The following is a 20,227-nucleotide window of genomic DNA, read 5'->3' as shown; positions in this document are numbered from 1 at the left end:
TATCATGCCGCCCATGCGTAACGATCCCTTCCAACGGCTCGGCCTCGATCGCGAGGTGCTGACCGTCAGCCAACTGAACCAGCGCGCCCGCCTGCTGCTGGAAGACGTGTTCCCGCAGGTCTGGGTCGAGGGCGAGCTGTCCAACCTCGCCCGGCCGGCCTCCGGCCATGTCTACTTCACCCTCAAGGACAGCAACGCGCAGATCCGCTGCGCGCTGTTCCGGCAGAACGCCCTGCGCGTACGCCAGGCCTTGCGCGACGGGCTGGCGGTAAAGGTGCGCGGGAAGATCTCGCTGTTCGAGGGACGCGGCGACTACCAGTTGATCGCCGATACCGTCGAGCCGGCCGGCGACGGCGCCCTGCGCCTGGCCTTCGAGGCATTGAAGGAAAAACTCGCCGGCGAAGGCCTGTTCGCCAGCGAACGCAAGCGTCCGCTGCCCGCCCATCCGCGCCGCATCGGTATCGTCAGTTCGCCCAGCGGGGCGGTGATCCGCGACATCATCAGCGTGTTTCGCCGCCGCGCACCGCAGGTCGAGCTGACCCTGGTGCCCACCGCAGTCCAGGGCCGCGAGGCCGTCGCACAGATCGTCCGCGCGCTGCAACTGGCCGACCGGCAGGGCTTCGACGCGCTGATCCTGGCCCGTGGCGGCGGTTCCCTGGAAGACCTCTGGTGCTTCAACGAAGAAGCGGTGGCGCGCGCCGTGGCGGCCTGCGCCACGCCGATCGTCAGCGCGGTCGGCCACGAGACCGACGTATCGATCAGCGACTTCGTCGCCGACGTGCGCGCGCCGACGCCTTCGGCCGCCGCCGAACTGCTGGCGCCCAACGCCGGCGACCTGCAGCAGCGTCTCGACGGCCTGCGCCGGCGCCTGGTGCTGCGCATGCGCGACCAGTTGCTGCGCGAACGCCTGCGCCTGGAAGGCGTCGCCCGCCGCCTGCGCCATCCCGGCGAACGCCTGCGCCAGCAGGCACAGCGCCTGGACGACCTGGACATGCGCCTGCGCCGTGCCTTCGAGCGCCAGCTGGCGGTCCGCCACGAACGCCTGGTCCGCCTGGAGACGCGTCTCGCCGCACAGCATCCGGGCCGCACCCTGGCGCTGCTCCGGCAGAAGCTCGACAGCCTCGCCGCGCGCCTGCCGCGCGCCGCCCGCGAGGTACTGAAGGATCGTCGTCAGCGCCTCGAAGGACTGGCGCAGACGCTCAACGTGGTCAGCCCGCTGGCGACCCTGGGCCGCGGCTACAGCATCCTCCTCGACGAGCGTGGCCGGGCGATCCGCGATGCCGGCCAGACCCAGCCGGGACAGCGCCTGAAGGCGCGCCTGGCGGAAGGCGAACTGGAGGTGCGGGTCGAGGACAACCACCGGACGCCGGTGACCCTGTCGCTGCTGGACTGAGCCGCGATGATCCGCCTCAGCCAGCGCGCCCTGGCCTACCTCAACGAGGTGATCCACCACGGTTCTCTTCGCCGCGCCGCCCAGCACCTGAACATCGACCCCTCGGCCATCAGCCGGCAGCTCGCCAGCCTGGAGGAACATCTCGGCGTGCGCCTCCTGCAACGCACCCCGCAAGGCGTGGCGCCTACCGAGGCCGGCGAGCTGCTGGTGGCGCACTACCGCCAGCAACGGGCCAACGAAGAGGGCGTGCTGTCGCGTCTGTCGGCCCTGCAGGGGCTGCGCCAGGGCAAGGTGCGCCTGGCGGTCGGCGAGGGCTTCATCGCCGACCTGATCTCCCAGCCATTGCAGAGTTTCATCCTGCGCTACCCCGGCATCGAGCTGGAGGTCCGCATGGCCGGGGCCAACGAAGGCGTGGCGCTGGTCAAGGAAGACGCCGTCGACCTGGCCCTGGTCTACGCCCCGGTCGAGGACGGCGAGTTGGACGTGCACGTCGACACCCGCCAGCCCCTCGACCTGATCATCCCCGCCAACCATGCCCTCGCCGGACACCGCGGCGCGGTGCCGATGCGCGCGCTGCGCAACGAGTCGCTGGCGTTGATCCACAACAGCACCGGCATGGGCCAACTGGCGGTGATCGCCGCCCAACTGGAGCGCATCGAGCTAAGGCCGAAGCTGCGCACCAACTCGGTGGCGGTGCTGACCAATTTCGTCAAGTCCGGCATCGGCGTGGCCTTCATGCCGGAGTTGACGGTCAGCCACGAGATCGAGGCCGGGCATATCCGTTGCCTGCCGCTGGCCCACCCGGCGCTGCGCGACGCCCGCGCGCGGATCGTCAGCCACAAGGGCCGCGAGCTGACCGTGGCGGCGATCGCCTGCCTGGAACACCTGCGCCGCGGCATGCGCTTCTTCAGTGGCGACGCGCCCGGGCTCTCGCAGCGCTGAGGCGTTGTCTTTTTCGCATCACGTCCGGACTTGAATAGTCAACGAGACAACGGCTAGCGTTGCTTCGCTTTCGTGCGAGCACCCGGCCCCGCGCCCCGACAAGAAGTGCCGCCGATCCCCCGACCGTTCGGACTGCCATAAGGAAAACAACATGCACACGAATCCGCGCCACGGCCTCGCCCGCCGCTTCGCCGCCGGACTGCTGGCCGCCGCCCTGGGCCTGGGCGGCAGCCTCGCCCAGGCCGCCACCACCCTCAACCTGAGCTATAACGGCGCCGCCGACAGCGAGAAGAACCTGGTGCACCTGTTCGCCAGCAACCTCAAGCGCCTGGCCGAGGAAAAGAGCGGCGGCGAACTGCAGTTCAAGCTCTACCCCAACAGCATGCTCGGCGAAGAGGAGCAGCGCATGGAACAGGTGATGACCGGCCCCGGCCTGAACATCGCCTCCTTCGCCGGGATCGCCCCGCTGTTCCCGGAGATCTACGTCAGCGCCACGCCCTTCATGTTCAAGGACGCCGCCGCGGCCCACGCCTTCTTCGACAGCGGCAGCTACTGGCAGGCCGCCCGCGAGGCCTTCCGCGAGCGCACCGGCACCGAGCTGCTGGCGGTGGTCGAGGAAGGCGGCTTCCTCAACTTCACCAACGGCAAGAAGCCGATCCACGGCCCGGCGGACTTCCAGGGCCTGCGCTTCCGCGCCATGGATCCCAGCCAGGTGGCGCTCTACGAAGCCTTCGGCGCCTCCGGCACGCCGATCCCCTGGACCGAGTTGTACATGGGCCTGCGCACCGGCGTCGCCGACGGCCAGATGAACCCGACCTCCTACATCATCCTCGGCAGCCTCTACCAGGTGCAGAAGTACCTGACCCTGGCCAACATCCAGTACTCCGACCAGTTCCTGGTGGCCAACGGCGATCTGCTCGCCAGCCTCCCGGCAAAGGAGCGCCAGGCCCTGCTCGACGCCGCCGCCGAAGCCACCCGGCTGAACCGCGAGGCGGTCGCTGCCCAGCAGGAGCGCGACCTCGCGTTCCTCAAGGAAAAGGGCATGCAGATCATCCAGCCGTCCGCCGATGACCTCGCCGCCTTCCGCGAGAAAGGCCAGCCGTCCTACCTGGCCTGGCTGAAGACCCAGGACATCGAGCCGCGCTGGACCGAGATGGCCTTCCGCGACGCCGGTCTCGCCACCGCCCCCTGACCTTCGCGCGTTGCCCCCCCGACGGCCGCTGCCGTCGGCCGGGCGCGCCTGTCCGACTTTCCGGAGTGCCTCCCATGCCGTCATTGCTCAAGGGCATGCGCGCCGCGTTGCTGAACCTCGCCACGCTGCTGTTGCTGCTCGACCTGGTCCTGCTCATCTACGGCGTGTTCGCCCGCTACCTGCTCGGCAGCTCGCCGATCTGGATGGACGAACTGGCCCGCTACCTCATCATCGGCGCAGTAATGCTGGCGCTCGGCGCGGTATGGATGGAAGGCGGGCACATGCGCGTCAACCTGTTGGAACAACGCCTGCCGCCGCGCCTGGCGCAGGCCCTCAGGCTCTACCAGTGGCTGCTGGCGCTGGCCTTCTTCGCCTTCGCCGCCTGGGTCAGCACCCGCTACGCGCTGAACGCCGGGCGCTTCCGCAGCCTCGGCCTGGGCGTCAGCCGCACCTGGCCGTTGCTCAGCCTGCCGCTCGGCTTCGGCCTGCTGACCCTCATGCTGTTGCTCCAGGGGCCCTGGCCGCGGCAGCCGGCCAGCACCACCGTCGAGGGAGGGTCGCAGGCATGATGGCCATCGCCATGATCGCAGCCTTCGTGGTCAACCTCCTGCTCGGCCTGCCGCTGTTCCTCTGCCTGCTGCTCACCGCGCTGGTGGGGTTCCTCTTCGTCGACCCGGCGCTGTTCGCCAACACCCTGCCGCAGCGCTTCTTCGGCGGCATGGACATCTTCTCGCTGATGGCGATCCCGCTGTTCGTGCTGGCCGGCAACCTGATGAACCATTCCGGCATGACCCCGCGCCTGATGCGTCTGGCCAACGCCCTGGTCGGCCACTTCCGCGGCGGCCTCGGCCACGTCAACGTGGTCGCCGGGGTGTTCTTCGCCGGGGTCAACGGGTCCGCCGCGGCCGACGCTTCGGCACTCAGCACCCTGCTGGTGCCGGCCATGGAAAAGGAAGGCTACTCGCGGCGCTTCGCCGCCGGGCTGACCGCGGGCAGCTCGCTGATCGGTCCGATCATCCCGCCGAGCATCTTCATGATCCTCTACTCCTCGCTGACCAACACCTCGGTGGGCGAGCTGTTCCTCGCCGGGGTGATTCCCGGCCTGCTGCTGGCCGCCGCCTTCATGCTGCTGAACGCGGTGTACGCCTACCGCAACGGGCTGCAGGCGCGCCATGCGGCGCCGGCCTGGGGCGAGATCCTGGCGGCGCTGTCCGGCGCCCTGACCGCGCTGATCGCGCCGGTGATCATCGTCGCCGGAATCGTCCTGGGACTGGTCACGCCCACCGAGTCGGGCGCCCTGATCGCTCTCTACGTGGCGCTGGTCGGTCTGCTCCAGCGCCAACTGAGCCTGGTCGGGCTGTGGAACTCGCTGCGCGAGACGGTACGCCTGACCGCCAGCATCTACGTGATCATCGCCGCCGCTTCGGTGGTCAACTGGTTGCTCAACTACGCCCAGGTCGCCAGCGAGTTCGCCCAGTTGCTGGAGCCGTTCGGCCACTCGCCGACCCTGATGCTGTTCATCATCAGCGCAGTGATCTTCGTCTGCGGCATGCTCATGGAAGAAGTCTCGGTACTGATGCTGCTGACGCCGATAGTCGCTCCGGTGGCGCTGGCCGCCGGCGTGGATCCGGTGCACCTGGGGCTGATCTTCACCCTGAACATCACCATCGCCCTGATCACCCCGCCAATGGGCGCCTGCCTGTTCATCGTGGCGACCATCAGCCGCCTCGATATCCTGGAAATGTTCAAGGGTATCTGGCCGTTCATCCTCGTGGCCCTGGGGGTGCTGTCGCTGCTGATCCTGTTCCCGTCCCTGACCCTGTGGCTGCCACGCCTGCTCAATTGACACCATGACCGACTTCACCCAAGCCATCCCCGTTCTCCCGGAGCCCGACTGGCACGCCGTGGCCGGCATCCCCATCGTCGATGCCGGCACGCCGCTGGAGGCGCTCGGGCTGAGCCGCGAGTTCAGCGTCTGGCCGGCCTACCACAAGCTCGGCATTCCTCACGCGATCCCGGAGTGCCACGCTCGCGGCGAGGTCTTCGAGCGTCTCCTGCGGGTCGCCGCCGCCCTCCCCGGCGGCGTGCGCCTGGTGGTGCTGGACGCCTGGCGGCCGTTCGCCGTGCAGCAGTATCTCTACGACAGCCTGTCCAGCGCCCTGGCCGCGCACTACCCACGGGCCGGCGAGGCCGAGCTGGAACGGCTCACCCGCCAGTTCGTCTCGCCGCCGAGCAGCAGCCGCGAGGCGCCCAGCCCGCATCTCACCGGCGGCGCGGTGGACGTCACCCTGTGCGACGCCCAGGGCCGCTGGCTGGACATGGGCAGCGCCTTCGACGAAGCCGTGCCGGCCTCCTACACCGCCTACTTCGAACGCCTGGCGGAGCCCGACACGCGCCAGCGACGCGTCCGCGATCACCGTCGCCTGCTCTATCACGCGATGCTCGACGCCGGTTTCAGCAACCTGCCCAGCGAATGGTGGCACTACGATTTCGGCGACCAGCTCTGGGCCTGGCACACCGGCGCGACGCAAGCGCTGTTCGGCCCGGTGCAGTTGCAGGCGATGGACGCGCTCTGGCGCCAGCAGTTGCAGAAGCGCCCGCCGGCGGACTAGGAGGCGAAGGCGCGCCGGTAGCCCAGCGGCGGCAGGCCGAACGCGGCGGAGAACTGCTGGCGCAACGACACCGCCGAACCGAAGCCGGCCAGCCCGGCGATCGCCTGCACCGAATGCTCGGTGGTTTCCAGCAGGCGCTGGGCCAGGGCCAGGCGTTCGGCCTGCAGCCACTGGTTGACGGTGGTGCCGGTGAGCTGGCGGAAATGCCGGGTGAAGGTCCGCCGGCTCATCAGCACCCGCTGTGCCAGGCTGTCCAGGCTGTGCGCCTGGTCGAGGTTCTGCCGCAGCCACACCAGCAGCTCGCCGAGACGGCCGTCCTGGGCACTGTCCGGCAGCGGCTGCTCGATGAACTGGGCCTGGCCGCCCTGTCGATGCGGCGCCACCACCAGGCGCCGGGCCAGGTGATTGGTAGTCTGCGCACCGAGCCGCTGGCGGACCAGGTGCAGGCAGCAGTCGATGCCGGCGACGGTGCCTGCCGAGGTCAGCAGGCCGTCGTCCTCGATGTACAGCACGTCGGGCTCCACCCGCACCGCAGGGAAGCGCCCAGCGAAATCCTCCGCCCACATCCAGTGGGTGGTGGCGCGGCGACCGTCGAGCAACCCGGCCTCGGCCAGCACGAAGGCCCCCAGGCACAAGCCCACCAGTTGCGCACCGCGTGCACGGGCCGCGATCAACGCATCCAGCAGCGCTTGTGGCGGACGCTCGTGTGGATCGCGCCAACTCGGCACGATCACGGTCTGCGCCTCGGCCAGCGCTTCCAGCCCGGCCTCGGCCTCGATGGTGAACCCCACCGTGGTTCGCAGCCGGCCCGGCTCGGCGGCGCAGACACGCAGGTCGAAGGCCTGCGCGCAAGGGTCGTAGCACTCCTGGCCGAACACCAGGCAGGGCACCGACAGGTGGAACGGACTGATGCGGTCGAAGGCCACCACGGCCACGGACTGGCGGGACATGCGCACCTCGGTGGGTATGAGCGGGTTGGCCCGATTCTAGCGAAAGTTGTCTCTCAGGCCACTCACTCGCTACGCCGCACCGGGACCAGAATCCGCCTCACCCACTCAGGAGGAAACGCCATGTCCACACGTCAACCCAAACGCGCCTTGCTGGTCATCGACGTACAGAACGAATACGTCAGCGGCAACCTGCGTATCGAATTTCCCGCCATCCAATCGTCGCTGGAACGTATCGGCGCCGCCATGGATGCCGCCTACGCGGCGGGCATCCCGATCGTCGTGGTGCAGCACCTGGCGCCGGCGGACTCGCCGTTGTTCGCGCGCGGCAGCCGGCAGGCCGAGCTGCACGAGGTGGTCGCCTCGCGGCCCTACCAGCACAAGGTGGAAAAGCAACTGGCCAGTTCCTTCGTCGGCACCGGGCTGGCCGACTGGCTGCGCGAACGCGACATCGACACCCTCGCCGTGGTCGGCTACATGACCCAGCACTGCGACGACTCGACCATCCGCCAGGCGATCCACGAAGGCTGGCAAGTGGAATACCTGCACGACGCCAGCGGCTCGGTGCCCTACCGCAACCGCGCCGGCCAGGCCAGCGCGGAAGAGATCCACCGGATCTTCGGCATCGTCCTGCAGTCCTCCTTCGCCGCCGTGCTCAGCACCGAGGAATGGCTGGAAAGCCTCGCCGGCCGGCACGTTCCGGAACGCGACAACATCTACGACTCCAACCAGCGGGCCCTGGCCAACCGCTGAAACGACGCCGCCCCGTACGCGGGGCGGCGAGCGCTCAACCGACCAGCGAGCCACGCGCCGGCAACGGCTTCCAGCCCGGAAACTCGCGCAGCCGCGGGTCGGGCACCGCGCAATAGGCGAATGTCCAGTTCGGCGCCGGCAGGTCCAGGCGCTCCAGCGGCACGCGCGTGCCGGCGCCGGCCTGCGGCGCCTTCCAGTCCTGGGTGATGTGCGCACCGCCCTGGCTGGCCAGGAGGATGCCGCGGTTGGCGCTGGTGTCGTCCACCGTCCAACGCGCGGCGGAGGCGTCCATCAGCACCTCCAGATGCTCGTCGGTCACCTTGGCGCCGAACGGCGACTGCAACAGCCAGCAGTACAGGCGCAGGTGCATCGCCCAGTTCCAGGCGGCCTTCTGCTCGGCCGCCCATTGCAGGAAACCGCGGAGGATGGTCAGGCCATCCGGCGGATCGATCTTCAGCAGTTCCGGGCAAAGGTCGTAGAGATGGTGCCAGGCGCTGCTCAGGCGCTTGTTGAGCTGGTCCGGACGCAGGGTGGAGTTCTTCGGCGGCAGGCTGGGAGCCACCACCAGGCCGGTCTGCGCCGGCAAGGGATATCTGTTGCTGTTCATGCTCTGAACCTCGCACGCAAAGGCGGGGCGCCGGGCGCCCCTGCTCGACACGGCGCTCAGTGGCCGTGCTGCTCGTGCCCGCCCTGTTCGGCCGGCGCCTTGGACTCGACGACGATTTCCACCGGCACGTCGCCGGCCTTGCGGAAATGCAGCGTCAGCGGGAAGCGCTCGCCGGCCACCAGTGGCTGCTTCAGGCCCATCAGCATCAGGTGGTAGCCGCCGGGAGCGAAGCGCAGGTCCTTGCCTGGTGCGACGTCGACGCTGTCGACTTTCTGCATGCTCATCATGCCGTTCTTGTGCACATGCTCGTGCACCTCGGCGGAAGCCGCGCGCGGCGTGTCGGCGCCAAGCAGGGTGTCGTTTTCCTTGCCGTGGTTCTGCACCACGAAGTAGGCCGCGCCGTTCGGCGAGGTCGGCGGCAGGGCCAGCGCCCAGGGATGCTCGATGTGCAGTTGGCCGGCGCTGTACTCGTGGGCCTGGGCGAAAGCGGAAACGGCCAGCAGGGCCGCGGCAGCGAAGAAGGATGTGCGCATGGTGACTCTCCAGTAGCGTATGACCGGTCTTTTTCCGTCGGACCGGCGATTCCATGGGGGAAGCTAGGGTATTGCGCCGCGACCTGCCCCGACCCGAAGGTCCAGGTTGTCGAAGGCGCGGGGGAGGAGTCAGGCGACAGGAGAGGCGCGCGGATTGGCGAGGCGCCAATAGCGCAGGGGAGGCAGGTCGGTGGCGGAGAAGGCGTTGCGGGCAGGGCTGACCAGCGGTGCCAGCGGCAATGCCGGCCAGGAGGCGACCAGTCCGGGCGTGCCGGCGGCGCCGGCGCAGCAGCAGAGGTGCGGGGCCAGGCTCTCGTGGTCGTCGGGAAGATCGATGTCCTTGAGCGCGGCACCCAGCTTCAGGCGCAGCAGCGAATCGGACGAGGTGCTGCAGAAGCCACCGAGCAGCAACGAGGCGCGCTCCTGCGTCGTCAGCGCCTGCGAAAGCGGCACCACGAACAGGTTCATCAGCACGGCCAGGCTGGCCAGCCAGGCCACGGGGCGCCGTGACAGGGGCATCGTCGGTTCTCCGGAGAATGGGCCCTTTATGCCTGAGCGCGGGGCAAAAGTAAAAACGCCGGGCGCGACAGAGTGCCGCAGGTGAAAACGTTTGCAACCCTTGCGGGCTTTCCCCCGCCGCGCTCTTCCGCCAGCATAGACGGCTTTGACGCCCGACGAGTCGAGAAGCCGATGCCCCGCACCCTAGCCTTCGTTTCCACGTTGTTGCTCGCCGCTTTCTGCGCCCTGCCCGCCCAGGCCGACAGCTTCATCATGCGCCTGCTGAACAAGCCGGTGCCCGGCGGGGTGGCGGTGGTCGACCTCGGCGAGGAAGGCCCGCCGCCGCGGGCCTTCTACCAGGGCAAGCCGGTGCTGGTGGTGCGCGAGGAAGGCCGCCGCTGGATCGCCGTGGTCGGCATCCCGCTGAGCACCAAGCCCGGCCCGCAGAAGCTGGAAGTGCGAGCGGCGACCGGCAACCACGAGGAACGCTTCAGCGTCGGCAGCAAGCACTACCGCGAGCAGCGCATCACCCTGAAGAACAAGCGCCAGGTCAATCCGCTGCCGGAAGACCTCAAGCGCATCGAGCGCGAACTCGCAGAGCAGACCGCCGCCTACCGCCGCTTCAGTCCCGGCCTGCCCAGCAACCTGATGCTCGACAAGCCGGTCGACGGTCCGCTCTCCAGCCCCTTCGGCCTGCGCCGCTTCTTCAACGGCGAAGAGCGCAACCCGCATTCCGGTCTAGACTTCGCGGTACCGGCCGGTACGCCGATCAAGGCGCCGGCGGCCGGCAAGGTGATCCTCATCGGCGACTACTTCTTCAATGGCAAGACGGTGTTCGTCGACCATGGCCAGGGCTTCATCAGCATGTTCTGCCACCTGTCGAAGATCGACGTGAAGCTCGGCCAGCAGGTGCCGCGCGGCGGCGTACTCGGCAAGGTCGGCGCCACCGGCAGGGCCACCGGACCGCACATGCACTGGAACGTCAGCCTGAACGACGCGCGAGTCGACCCGGCGATCTTCATCGGTGCCTTCCAGCCCTGAGAAGTGAGCAACGCGGCGCCGGCTGAGGTCAGAAGGAACAGGGGGCGCGTCGATGCGCCCCTTTCATGACCAAGGGAGACACCGCATGACTCACCCGCTTCGCCTGCTCTGGCTGTGCTCGGCACTGTTCGTGGTCCTCGGCCTGGGCTTCGTCTTCTTCCCCGGCCCGCTCGCCTCCCTGCTCACCAGCGGCGAACCGCTCACCCCCGCCGCCCTCACCGACCTGCGCGCCAGCTACGGCGGCACCAGCTTCGGCATCGGCCTGCTGCTCGGCTATGCCGCCCTGCGCCCCCGCTACCTGGTGCTCGGCCTGCTCGCCGCCCTGGCGGTGATCGCCAGCGGCGGCGCGGCGCGTCTCTACGGTGTGCTGATCGACGCCTCGCCGGCGCTAACCACCTTCCTCTGGCTCGGCGCCGAGGCGCTGCTCTCCGTGCTGTTGCTGGCGGCACTCTGGAAGACCCGCCAGCTCGACCTCGACTGAGCGCCGGGCAGCAGGTCTCAAGCCAGGACCCGGCGAACCGCCGGCAGCCGCGACAGCACCAGCCAGTCCAGCGCCCAGACCAGCAGGAGCGAGGCCCCCACCAACGGGAAGGCCACGCCCAGCGCCAGCATGATGGCGATGCCGGTCTTCCAGCGCGGCAGCTCGTGGCGCAGCGGCGGCACGCCAAGGCGTCCGGCCGGCTTGCGCTTCCACCAGATCCACAGGCCGCTCGCCGAGCTGAGCAGGATCGCCAGGCAGACCGCGAGCATCAGCAACTGATTGCCCAGGCCGAAGAGCTTGCCTTCGTGCAGCACGACGCCCATCTGCACGCTCCTCGCCACCGCGTTGTAGTCCTGCCAACGCACGTCGGCGAGAACCTTGCCGCTGTACTGGTCGATGTGCAGGGTGGCGTCGTGGCGCGGATCGTCGGGGAACACGGAAATCGTGTAGACCCCCTCCATCCCGCTCGGCAGGGCGATCCCGTAGCCCGCCGCCACGCCGCGCTCGCGGGCGATATCCACCACCCTTTGCAGAGGGATGCCCGCCGGCATCGGCATGTCCATCGGCATCGCGTGCCCGGCCTGGGCGGAGTGCCCGCGATGCTCGGCATGGGCGTCGGCCGCCGGCGGCTGCGAGCGCGGCAGCGGAGTGTTCTCCAGCGGCCAGGGCACCTGCTGGCGCGACGCGCTGTTGAGGCTACCGGCCTGCATGTCGGAGGTCGGCACATCGTTCCACATCGCCGCCGGGAAGCGGTTCCAGACATCGGCGAACTGCTTGCCCCAGTAGCCGGTCCAGGTCATCCCGCTGAGCAGCATGAAGAGCAACAGCAGGCTGCCCCAGAAACCGGCGAGCACATGTAGCTCGCGCCACAGCGGTCGTCCGCGCAGGTGCAGGCGCGGCCAGAACAGCGCGCTCGCCGCCCGCCCGCGCGGCCACCATAGGTAGAGACCGGAGACCACCAGGACGATGCCCCAGCCGGCGGCCAGCTCGATCAGCCGGTCGCCGACGGTCCCGACCATCAGCTCGCCATGCAGTGCCCGGGCCACCGCCTGGAGATTCAGCTGCGCATCCTGGCGGCCGAGTTCGCGCCCGCTGTAGGGATCGACGAAGAGGTTCCATTGCCTGCCCTCTTCGCCAATCACGAATTGCGCGCTGCGCCCCGCCTCGCTCGGCGGCAGGTACTGGCTGACGGCGGCCTGCGGGTGCGCCTGGCGCACCCCGGCGAGCAACTGGTCGGCGCTGCGCATCTGCGCACCGGCCTCGACCCGCAGCAGTTGCGGATAGAGCAGCGCATCCAGTTGCGGCTTGAACAGGTAGACGATTCCGGTCAGCGCCAGCAGGATCATGAAGGGCGCGACGAACAGGCCAGCGTAGAAATGCCAGCGCCAGGCCAGCGCGTAGAAGTCACGGCCGTTCTTTTCGTTCGATTGCATGGATCACCTCATCGGAGCGCACACAGGCAAGGCGGGCCCCGCTGGACGGGGCCTCGTTGAAGGTTCAGAAGCTGAAGTCGACCTTGGTCCAGAAGGTCCGGCCCGGCTCGGGAACCGTTTCGTTGGCGGAGAAACCGAAGCCGGCATCGCCGGCCTTGTTCAGGTGCTCGGTGTAGTCCTTGTCGAACAGGTTATCGACACCGGCGCTCAGCTTGACGTTGCGAGTCACCCGGTAGGCGCCGTTGAGCGAGAAGACGCCGAAGCCGGCGCTCTTGTCGAAGTCCTTGCCGACCACGTTGCCCTGGTCCCTGGCGATGCGATTCTGCGGCGCGACCACCCGCCACAGGCTGCCGGCACTCCAGTCGCCTTCCTCGTAGGTCAGGCCGAAGCGCGCTTCCAGCGGCGGGATCTGCGGCAGCGCGCGGTCGTCCGAGCTGTTCTTGCCCCAGGCATAGGCCAGGCTGGCGTCGGTCTTCCAGTTGCCGGTGAGCTGGTAGGAAGCGCCCAGCTCGCCGCCCATGATCCGCGCGTCGACGTTGGTCGCCTGGGTCGAGGAACCCATCATGCCCTCGCGATAGCTGAACAGGATGAAGTCCTGGACCACCCCGACGTAGCCGGAGGCCCAGGCCTGCAGCTTGTCGCCGTTGTACTGGAGGCCGAAGTCGAGCTGGGTGGTCTTTTCCGGCTTGATCTTGTCGAAGGCGTTGACCGACCCGTTCGGCCCGCGCTTGGGCGAGAACAGCTCCCAGTAGTCGGGGAAGCGCTCGGCATGGCCGAGGCCGGCGTAGAGGGTGGTCGGCGAGTCGGCGAGGTCGTGCTCGTAGCGCACGAAGCCGCTGGGCAGGGTATCGGCGCGGGTGTCGTTGGCCGTCGGGTTGGCCATGGCGTGGCCCATGTGCCCGGACTTCAGGGTCTGCCGGTAGTCCTTGACCGAGGCGCGGTCCAGGCGCAACCCGCCGATCAGCCGGTCGCGCTCGGCGGCGAACCAGGTCAGTTCGCCGAAGGCCCCGTAGTTGTGGAACACCGCGTCCTTGTTCCAGGGGAACTGGTCGGCGTCGGTGTAGTAGTCGGTCATCATGTCGTACTTGGAGCCGCGCGCCCGGTGCTCGTTGCGCATGGCGTCGACCCCGGTGACCAGCTTGAAGTCGTCCCAGCGCCAGGTGGCCGCCAGGCGACCGCCGAGGGTGCGTCGGTCCACCTGGGACGCCATCGGCATGGGCATCATGCTGGATGGGTCGGGAGTGCGCAGGCGGAAGTTGTCCATGATGTGGTCGGCGTAGTTGTAGTAGACCTGTGCCTCGACCTTCTCCAGCACATCGCTGACGTTCGATTTGACGAAGCGCAGGCCCAGGCTCTCGCGCTTGAACTGCGAGCCGTCCATGCCGCGCCCGGCGTAGCGTGCCTCGCCGTCGCCCTTGCCGGCGGTGAGTTCGATCAGGGTGTCCTCGTCGGGGGTCCAGCCGACCGCGACGTCGCCGTTCCACTTCTTCCAGCGCGACGGCACGGTATTCCCGGCACCGTCCTCGTAATCGTCGGACTGCGCGTGGTTGCCGGTGAAGCGCAGGTAGCCGAGCCGGTTGCCGGCGGCGGCGTCCAGCACCTTGTCGAAGCGGCCATTGGAGCCGGCCAGCAGGCTGGCGTTGACCCGCGAGCCGAGTTCGCCGAAGCGCTCCGGCTCACGCTCGAAGAGGATCGTCCCGGCCGACGCGCCCGGCCCCCAGAGCACCGTCTGCGGGCCCTTGATCACGGTGAGCTTGTCGTAGGTTTCCGGCGAGATGTAGGAGGTCGGCGCGTCCATCCGGTTCGGACAGGCACCGAGCATCATGCCGCCGTTGGTGAGGATGTTCAGGCGCGAACCGAACATCCCGCGCAGCACCGGGTCGCCGTTGCTGCCGCCGTTGCGGATCACCGCGAAGCCGGGAATGGTCTTCAAGTAGTCGGCCCCATCGCTGGCCGGCACCGGTTGGCGCGGCTCCTTGGGATTGGTGACGATGGTCAGCGGCGAACTCTGGGCGACTCCGGTGACCACGCTCGGCGCCAGCTCCACGGCGTGATCCTGGTGCTGTGAGTGTTCCTCGGCCAGGAGCGCCGACGGAGACAGGGCCAGGCCGCACAGTGCGGCGAAGGCACCCGCCCAGCGGCGGCGTTGTGCGAGACGGGCAGGGTCGAAGCTGAAAGCGGCGGTCGGGCAGGCGTTGCCGGCCGCTCGTTGTTGAGTAGACATACGTTTTTCCATGATCTATGTGACTTCCGCCCCGCCCCCACGGCGAGCAGGCACGCGGCCAGGCTCGCGTCACCGGCGCGGCGAAGACGCGCCGGTGCCCCCAGGAAGCGGCGGCTATCGGATTGAAAGAGGTCAGGCGATCAGGAACGGCGGCGCACGGGTACGGGCGCCGGGAAACACCGGCGAGGCGACGAACGCCTCGTTCAGGAAAGCGACGGCGGGCGCCGTCGCGAAGGGAACGGAGAACAGCGCCAGGCAGGCGTCTTCGGTGAGCGGCGGGCTGTGGAACAACAGGCTGCAATAACCGCACTTCTCCCAGAGCACGTCGCTGGCCAGGCGATTGCCTTCCTCGCCGCCCATCCCCGGCATGCCGGCATGGACGACGGAGCGCTGGGTATCGGAACAGCCGGCATGGGCCATGTCGCCATGGTCCATGTTCTCGTGGGACATGCCTTCGTGGCCCATCCCCACGCCCATCGGCATCGGGTGGTCCATCGGCATCGACTGGGAGATCAGCGGCCCGACGAAGATCATCAGCATGGCGAACAGAGCCAGCCATGCACCGATGCCTTGTCGTTTCAGAGTGGTCGCCACCTGCGACTCCCGCCGTCTTGAATGAAGACCACCGCGTAGCGGGCCGGATGGCCGCTCGCGCCGGGTCATGCCGAAAAGAAGAATGCGCCTGTCGTTATACGCCCCAGGCACGGGGAACGAAATGATCGCACAAGGGCGGCTGGCTCTTCTGCGGCATGGGGCCGCAGAATTTTCCGTTGCGGAGAGCGTGCCGGCGGCGCAATCGAGGACAAGCTTTCACCGCAGAGAAAGAATAAAAACCCACAAAAGCCGCACAAATGGGAAATTCTACTAATTTTCCTTTAATGCTTGCCATTCAAATGCAGTCTCACTAGTGTGGTACGCATGAAAACACCACACACCCTCATCCTGCTCCGCCAACACGCCTGCCTGTGCCTGGTCAGCCCGCGACTGCGTGGCTGAGCGACGCTTCTCTTCATCTCGTCACTGCGTTCGCCTGGCCCCGCCGGCCCAGGAACCGACTCCAAAGGATTAGCCCCATGAGCATGTTGAAAGACCCTTCGCAGAAATACCGCCCATTCCCGGCCATCAATCTGCCCGACCGCACCTGGCCGTCGAAGACCATCACCGAGGTGCCGATCTGGTGCAGTTCCGACCTGCGCGACGGCAACCAGTCGCTGATCGAACCGATGGACGCGGCGAAGAAGATGCGATTCTTCAAGACCCTGGTGCAGGTCGGCCTGAAGCAGATCGAAGTGGCCTTCCCGTCGGCTTCCGATACCGACTTCAACTTCGTCCGCGAGTTGATCGAAGGCAACCACATCCCGGACGACGTCACCATCCAGGTGCTGACCCAGGCCCGCGAAGACCTGATCACCCGCACCTTCGAATCCCTGCGCGGGGCGAAGAAGGCCATCGTCCACGTCTACAACGCCACCGCCCCGTCGTTCCGCCGCATCGTCTTCAACCAGGACAAGCAGGGCGTCGTGGACATCGCCACCAACGCCGCGAAACTGATCAAGAAGCTGGCCGCCGAGCAACCGGATACCCAGTGGTCGTTCCAGTACTCGCCGGAAATCTTCAGCTCTACCGAGCTGGAGTTCTCGGTGGAGGTCTGCAACGCGGTGATCGACGTCTGGCAACCGACCCCGGACAACAAGATCATCCTCAACCTGCCGGCCACCGTGGAGTGCGCCACGCCGAACGTCTACGCCGACCAGATCGAATGGTTCGGCCGCCACGTCGACAAGCGTGACAGCGTGATCATCAGCCTGCACACCCACAACGACCGTGGCACCGGCGTGGCCGCCACCGAGCTGGGCCTGATGGCCGGCGCCGACCGCGTCGAAGGTTGCCTGTTCGGCAACGGCGAGCGCACCGGCAACGTCGACCTGGTGACCCTGGCCTTGAACATGTACACCCAGGGCCTGCATCCGCAACTGGACTTCTCCGACATCGACGCGGTGCGCAAGGTGGTCGAAGAGTGCAACCAGTTGCCGGTCCACCCGCGCCATCCATATGTCGGCGACCTGGTTCATACCGCTTTCTCCGGCTCGCACCAGGATGCCATTCGCAAGGGCTTCGCCCAGCAGAAGGAAGACGCGATCTGGGAAGTGCCGTACCTGCCGATCGATCCGGCCGACATCGGCCGCGACTACGAAGCGGTGATCCGGGTCAACAGCCAGTCCGGCAAGGGCGGCATCACCTTCCTGCTCGAACAGGAGTACGGCATCAGCCTGCCGCGGCGCATGCAGATCGAGTTCAGCCAGGTAGTGCAAGGCGAGACCGACCGTCTCGGCCTGGAAATGACCGCACAACAGATCTACTCGCTGCTGGAAAACGAATACCTCAAGGCGACCTCGCCCTACGTCCTCGCCAGCCATCGCCTGCAGGAAGAGAACGGCACCAGCGCCGTCGACCTGGAAGTCTCCTTCGACGGCGAGAAGCAGCACTGGCGCGGGATCGGCAAGGGACCGCTGGAAGCCTTGGTGGCCGCCCTGCCGGTCAAGGCGGAAATCATGGACTACCATGAGCACGCCATCGGCGCCGGCGCCAATGCCAAGGCCGCGGCCTATATCGAGATCCGCCTGGAGGGCCAGCGCCCGCTGCACGGCATCGGCATCGACGAGAACATCACCACCGCCAGCTTCCGCGCCCTGTTCAGCGCGCTGAACCGCGCGGTGACCCAGGCCGAGGCCAAGGCGGCCTGACCGGCACGGAAGGGAAAAAAGGGAGCCAGGCGGCTCCCTTTTTTCATGGGCATCTTTCAGCTGAGTCGCTTCACTCATCCTCGCCGCTGGCGCTGACCGCTCCCAGGCAACGGAGCTGGTACGCCCCCTCCCCTGTGGTCAGGCGCCAGGACTCGCCATCGGCCTGGGGCTCGGCTTCCATCACCGCGTTGTAGGAAAAACGCCACTCGCGACGGGTGCGTCCATCCAGGCTTTCCACCGCCAGCACCCAGTCTTCGCTGGCGAACGGCTGGTCGGCTTCCGCCGCCAGGTCCGCCTGGTCCAGCAGGTTCTCGTTGAGTTCGAAGCGCCAGGCGTGCAGACCGTCGATCTCGAGCATGTCGGCGGTTTCCAGTTCATCGAGCAGGTAGCGTTGTGTAGTCATGGCCAGTCATCGCGGATAAAGAACTCATGATAAGGCAAAGCGCGGGCTGCCCCTCACACCACCAGCATCACCACCGGGATCGCTACCGACAGGACCACCAACATGAACAGCAGGCCGATCCCCGCCGCCCGCCAGTTGGAAATGAACGCTCCGCCCGCTGCCTTGTGGCTGTCCAGGGCCGGACCGAAGGCTGATTTGGCGTAGTAGACCATGCCGAATATCTGCGCCACCGTGAAGCCGATCGAGGGGATGTTCTCCGGCAGTATCGCGCCCAGAACTGGCAGCAGGACAAACAGGCAGAGGCCGACCAGCCAGGTTTTCCCGACTTCCTGCGCCCGTCCCAGGCGACGGAGATTCACCGCCGCGAGGAAGGCACCGGCCAGGGGCGTGCCGATGAAGGTACCCAGACCGATCGCGGAAAGCCTGTACAGCGGCTCGCCATGGGTGGCGTCAGGCTCGTCCAGGCGGGCCTCCGGTGGGCGGAACGGATTCTCGGTGTCGCTGTTCATGCGTGTGCTCCCTGCGGATATTTACTGAAGCTTTACCAGGGCCGGCATTGGAAAATCCCGGCAACCGGCAGAGTCTATAGGACGCTGCGCGCCGGCTGAACATTCCGCGCCCGCCGGGAGTCACAGCAAGACGTGCGAACGAAAGCGCCCACACAGGACCGCACTCAGGAGGGATGACGCATGACCACACGCAAACTCGGCAACTCCGGCCTGGAGATACCGGCACTGGTATTCGGCGGCAACGTCTTCGGCTGGACTGCCGACGAAAGCACCTCCTTCAGGCTGCTGGACGCCCTGCTCGACGCCGGCCTGAACTGCATCGACACCGCCGACGTCTATTCGCGCTGGGTTCCCGGGCACCAGGGCGGCGAGTCGGAAACCCTCATCGGCAAGTGGCTGAAACGCACCGGCAAACGCGACTGCATGGTGATCGCCAGCAAGGTCGGGATGGACATGGGCAATGGCCACAAAGGCCTCTCCGCCGCCTATATCGAGCAGGCCCTGGAGCGCTCGCTACGACGCCTGCAGACCGACTACCTGGACCTCTACCAGTCGCACACCGACGATCCCCACACCGACCTGGAGGAAACCCTTTCCACCTATGGCGAACTGATCAAGAAAGGCAAGGTACGGGTCATCGGCGCCTCCAACTACGACGCCCGGCGCCTCCTCGAAGCGCGCCAGGTCAGCGCCCGGCTTAACCTGCCGAGCTACCAGAGCCTGCAACCCGAATACAACCTGTACGATCGTGCCGACTACGAGACCAACCTGGAGCCGACGGTGGAAGAACTCGGTATCGGGGTGATCAGCTACTACTCGCTGGCCAGCGGCTTCCTCAGCGGCAAGTACCGCAACCAGGCCGACACCGCCGGGCGAGCCCGGGGAGAGAAGGTGAAGGGTTATCTCAACGAGCGCGGCGTGGCCATCCTCGCGGCGCTCGACGAAGTGGCCGAGCAGTACAACGCCAACCCGACCCAGGTCGCCCTGGCCTGGCTCATCGCTCGTCCGACGGTGACCGCGCCGATCGCCAGCGCCACCAGCCTGGAACAGCTCGACGACCTGATCGCCGCCACCCACCTGAAGCTCGACGAACAGGCGATCCACCGCCTGGACAGCGCCAGCGCCTATTGACCGACCTGCCGTCGAGGGCGGCCTCGCCCCGTTGAGTGGAGCGGATAACCGTATCGCGGCTATCCGCTCCGCATCGACGGGAAAGCCTTAGCTGAAGCGCGCCAGCAGCGAACCGATGTCCAGGTCGCCCTGCGGCGCCTGGCCGTCCGGCGTCAGCTTGTTGACCAGTTCCGGCAGCAGGCTGCTCAGGTGTTCGGCCGCCTCGCCCTGGCTGACTCCGGCGGAGTCCGCCAGTTGCTGCAATTGACCGTCGCCGAAGACCCGGGAAATGTCCGCCGCCGACACCGACTGGTTCGGCCCACCGCCGATCCAGGAATTCAGGGCATCGCCCAAGCCTGCGTTCTGGAGCATCTGGAACAACCCGCCGAGTCCGCCCAGTGAGCCGGCCTCCACGCCCGGCGCCGCCTGCCCGGCACCGCCCGCGGCGCCACCGAGCAGATCGCCGAGGACGCCACCCAGCCCGCCGCTCGCGGCCCCGCCGCCGGCACCACCAAGGATGCTGCCCAGCGAACCGAGCAGACCACCGCCATCGCCACCGCCCTGTGCCGCACCGCCCTGGCGCGACATCAGCATGGTCACCAGCCCGATCAACAGGGCCACTTTCGGATCGCGAGCACCTCCCTGTCCTTCAGAGCCACCCAGCGCCGAACCGAGAATCGAATCGAGCAGTCCCATTGGTCTTCCTCCTGATCTGATGCCCACGGCGCGGCGCCGCGGGATACGGGTAACTCCATTCCCGGCACTGCGCCATCATGCGCAGCGCCGGGTCATGGCCTCGGACATC

At 67.6% G+C, this 20,227-nt stretch carries 21 protein-coding genes; 11 read left to right on the top strand and 10 right to left on the bottom strand.

What is annotated here, in order from left to right:
* The first annotated feature begins 13 nt into the window (after window positions 1-13).
* The 6 genes from xseA to FHW81_RS02500 all read left to right on the top strand — a co-directional run bounded on the left by xseA (window position 14) and on the right by FHW81_RS02500 (window position 6,139).
* Complete coding sequence (gene xseA, locus FHW81_RS02525; RefSeq protein WP_003113813.1) at window positions 14-1,393, top strand: exodeoxyribonuclease VII large subunit; 1,380 nt, start codon at window positions 14-16, stop codon at window positions 1,391-1,393.
* 6 nt (window positions 1,394-1,399) lie between these two features.
* Entirely contained in the window at window positions 1,400-2,335 is a 936-nt protein-coding gene (locus FHW81_RS02520; protein WP_003092728.1) for a LysR family transcriptional regulator, read from the top strand.
* 151 nt (window positions 2,336-2,486) lie between these two features.
* Complete coding sequence (gene dctP / locus FHW81_RS02515; RefSeq protein WP_003118314.1) at window positions 2,487-3,527, top strand: TRAP transporter substrate-binding protein DctP; 1,041 nt, start codon at window positions 2,487-2,489, stop codon at window positions 3,525-3,527.
* Window positions 3,528-3,601: 74 nt separating this feature from the next.
* Entirely contained in the window at window positions 3,602-4,096 is a 495-nt protein-coding gene (locus FHW81_RS02510) for a TRAP transporter small permease (RefSeq protein ID WP_003105397.1), read from the top strand.
* Window positions 4,093-5,373: a TRAP transporter large permease gene (locus FHW81_RS02505; RefSeq protein WP_003105394.1), complete on the top strand. Its 1,281-nt coding sequence runs from the start codon at window positions 4,093-4,095 to the stop codon at window positions 5,371-5,373. Before FHW81_RS02510 ends, FHW81_RS02505 begins: the two co-directional genes overlap by 4 nt.
* A 4-nt stretch (window positions 5,374-5,377) precedes the next feature.
* Window positions 5,378-6,139, top strand: coding sequence for a M15 family metallopeptidase (locus FHW81_RS02500; protein ID WP_003105392.1), 762 nt, complete (start codon window positions 5,378-5,380; stop codon window positions 6,137-6,139).
* Here the strand turns inward: FHW81_RS02500 and FHW81_RS02495 are convergent.
* Complete coding sequence (locus FHW81_RS02495) at window positions 6,136-7,089, bottom strand: GlxA family transcriptional regulator (protein WP_003092735.1); 954 nt, start codon at window positions 7,087-7,089, stop codon at window positions 6,136-6,138. The two genes, FHW81_RS02500 and FHW81_RS02495, sit on opposite strands and share 4 nt — an antisense overlap.
* A gap of 120 nt (window positions 7,090-7,209) precedes the next feature.
* Between FHW81_RS02495 and FHW81_RS02490 the strand changes: the two genes are divergently transcribed.
* Window positions 7,210-7,839, top strand: coding sequence for a cysteine hydrolase family protein (locus FHW81_RS02490; RefSeq protein WP_003119300.1), 630 nt, complete (start codon window positions 7,210-7,212; stop codon window positions 7,837-7,839).
* 34 nt (window positions 7,840-7,873) lie between these two features.
* Here FHW81_RS02490 and FHW81_RS02485 read toward each other — a convergent pair whose 3' ends face one another.
* The 3 genes from FHW81_RS02485 to FHW81_RS02475 all read right to left on the bottom strand — a co-directional run bounded on the left by FHW81_RS02485 (window position 7,874) and on the right by FHW81_RS02475 (window position 9,498).
* On the bottom strand, window positions 7,874-8,446 hold the full coding sequence (locus FHW81_RS02485) for a putative natural product biosynthesis protein (RefSeq protein WP_003122107.1): 573 nt from the start codon (window positions 8,444-8,446) through the stop codon (window positions 7,874-7,876).
* Between the two features lie 56 nt (window positions 8,447-8,502).
* Window positions 8,503-8,979, bottom strand: coding sequence for a copper chaperone PCu(A)C (locus FHW81_RS02480; protein ID WP_003109794.1), 477 nt, complete (start codon window positions 8,977-8,979; stop codon window positions 8,503-8,505).
* Between the two features lie 129 nt (window positions 8,980-9,108).
* The gene (locus FHW81_RS02475; RefSeq protein WP_009876961.1) at window positions 9,109-9,498 is read right to left on the bottom strand and encodes a DUF2946 family protein; all 390 of its coding nucleotides are present in this window, start codon (window positions 9,496-9,498) and stop codon (window positions 9,109-9,111) included.
* Window positions 9,499-9,669: 171 nt separating this feature from the next.
* Here FHW81_RS02475 and FHW81_RS02470 point away from each other — a divergent pair, with 171 nt between their 5' ends.
* Complete coding sequence (locus FHW81_RS02470; RefSeq protein ID WP_003092745.1) at window positions 9,670-10,518, top strand: M23 family metallopeptidase; 849 nt, start codon at window positions 9,670-9,672, stop codon at window positions 10,516-10,518.
* An 85-nt stretch (window positions 10,519-10,603) separates the two neighbouring features.
* Entirely contained in the window at window positions 10,604-10,999 is a 396-nt protein-coding gene (locus FHW81_RS02465) for a DUF4345 domain-containing protein (protein ID WP_009876962.1), read from the top strand.
* A 17-nt stretch (window positions 11,000-11,016) separates the two neighbouring features.
* Here FHW81_RS02465 and FHW81_RS02460 read toward each other — a convergent pair whose 3' ends face one another.
* The 3 genes from FHW81_RS02460 to FHW81_RS02450 form a co-directional block, all read right to left on the bottom strand.
* Window positions 11,017-12,432, bottom strand: coding sequence for a PepSY-associated TM helix domain-containing protein (locus FHW81_RS02460; RefSeq protein WP_015649477.1), 1,416 nt, complete (start codon window positions 12,430-12,432; stop codon window positions 11,017-11,019).
* Between the two features lie 64 nt (window positions 12,433-12,496).
* Window positions 12,497-14,668 (bottom strand): TonB-dependent copper receptor, encoded by a 2,172-nt coding sequence (locus FHW81_RS02455; protein WP_003122105.1) that lies wholly within the window; start codon window positions 14,666-14,668, stop codon window positions 12,497-12,499.
* A 120-nt stretch (window positions 14,669-14,788) separates the two neighbouring features.
* Window positions 14,789-15,250 (bottom strand): DUF2946 domain-containing protein, encoded by a 462-nt coding sequence (locus FHW81_RS02450; protein WP_003158780.1) that lies wholly within the window; start codon window positions 15,248-15,250, stop codon window positions 14,789-14,791.
* 479 nt (window positions 15,251-15,729) lie between these two features.
* Here FHW81_RS02450 and leuA point away from each other — a divergent pair, with 479 nt between their 5' ends.
* Window positions 15,730-17,400, top strand: a complete 1,671-nt coding sequence (leuA, locus tag FHW81_RS02445; protein WP_003092766.1) for a 2-isopropylmalate synthase — start codon at window positions 15,730-15,732, stop codon at window positions 17,398-17,400.
* Between the two features lie 70 nt (window positions 17,401-17,470).
* Here the strand turns inward: leuA and FHW81_RS02440 are convergent, their stop codons facing one another.
* Window positions 17,471-17,803, bottom strand: a complete 333-nt coding sequence (locus tag FHW81_RS02440; protein WP_003092770.1) for a DUF5629 family protein — start codon at window positions 17,801-17,803, stop codon at window positions 17,471-17,473.
* A 53-nt stretch (window positions 17,804-17,856) separates the two neighbouring features.
* Window positions 17,857-18,312: a hypothetical protein gene (locus tag FHW81_RS02435; protein ID WP_003107363.1), complete on the bottom strand. Its 456-nt coding sequence runs from the start codon at window positions 18,310-18,312 to the stop codon at window positions 17,857-17,859.
* Window positions 18,313-18,492: 180 nt separating this feature from the next.
* On the opposite strand from FHW81_RS02435, the gene FHW81_RS02430 reads away from it, so the two are divergent.
* On the top strand, window positions 18,493-19,443 hold the full coding sequence (locus tag FHW81_RS02430) for an aldo/keto reductase (RefSeq protein ID WP_004345642.1): 951 nt from the start codon (window positions 18,493-18,495) through the stop codon (window positions 19,441-19,443).
* An 87-nt stretch (window positions 19,444-19,530) separates the two neighbouring features.
* Here the strand turns inward: FHW81_RS02430 and FHW81_RS02425 are convergent, their stop codons facing one another.
* Window positions 19,531-20,118, bottom strand: coding sequence for a YidB family protein (locus FHW81_RS02425; RefSeq protein WP_003113804.1), 588 nt, complete (start codon window positions 20,116-20,118; stop codon window positions 19,531-19,533).
* Window positions 20,119-20,227 lie beyond the last annotated feature (109 nt).

The organism is Pseudomonas sp. RC10-4-2, assembly GCF_050433085.1.
Lineage (GTDB): Bacteria > Pseudomonadota > Gammaproteobacteria > Pseudomonadales > Pseudomonadaceae > Pseudomonas > Pseudomonas aeruginosa.
Note: the sequence above shows the minus strand (reverse complement) of the source record. Positions and strands in the feature narration are given on the sequence as shown.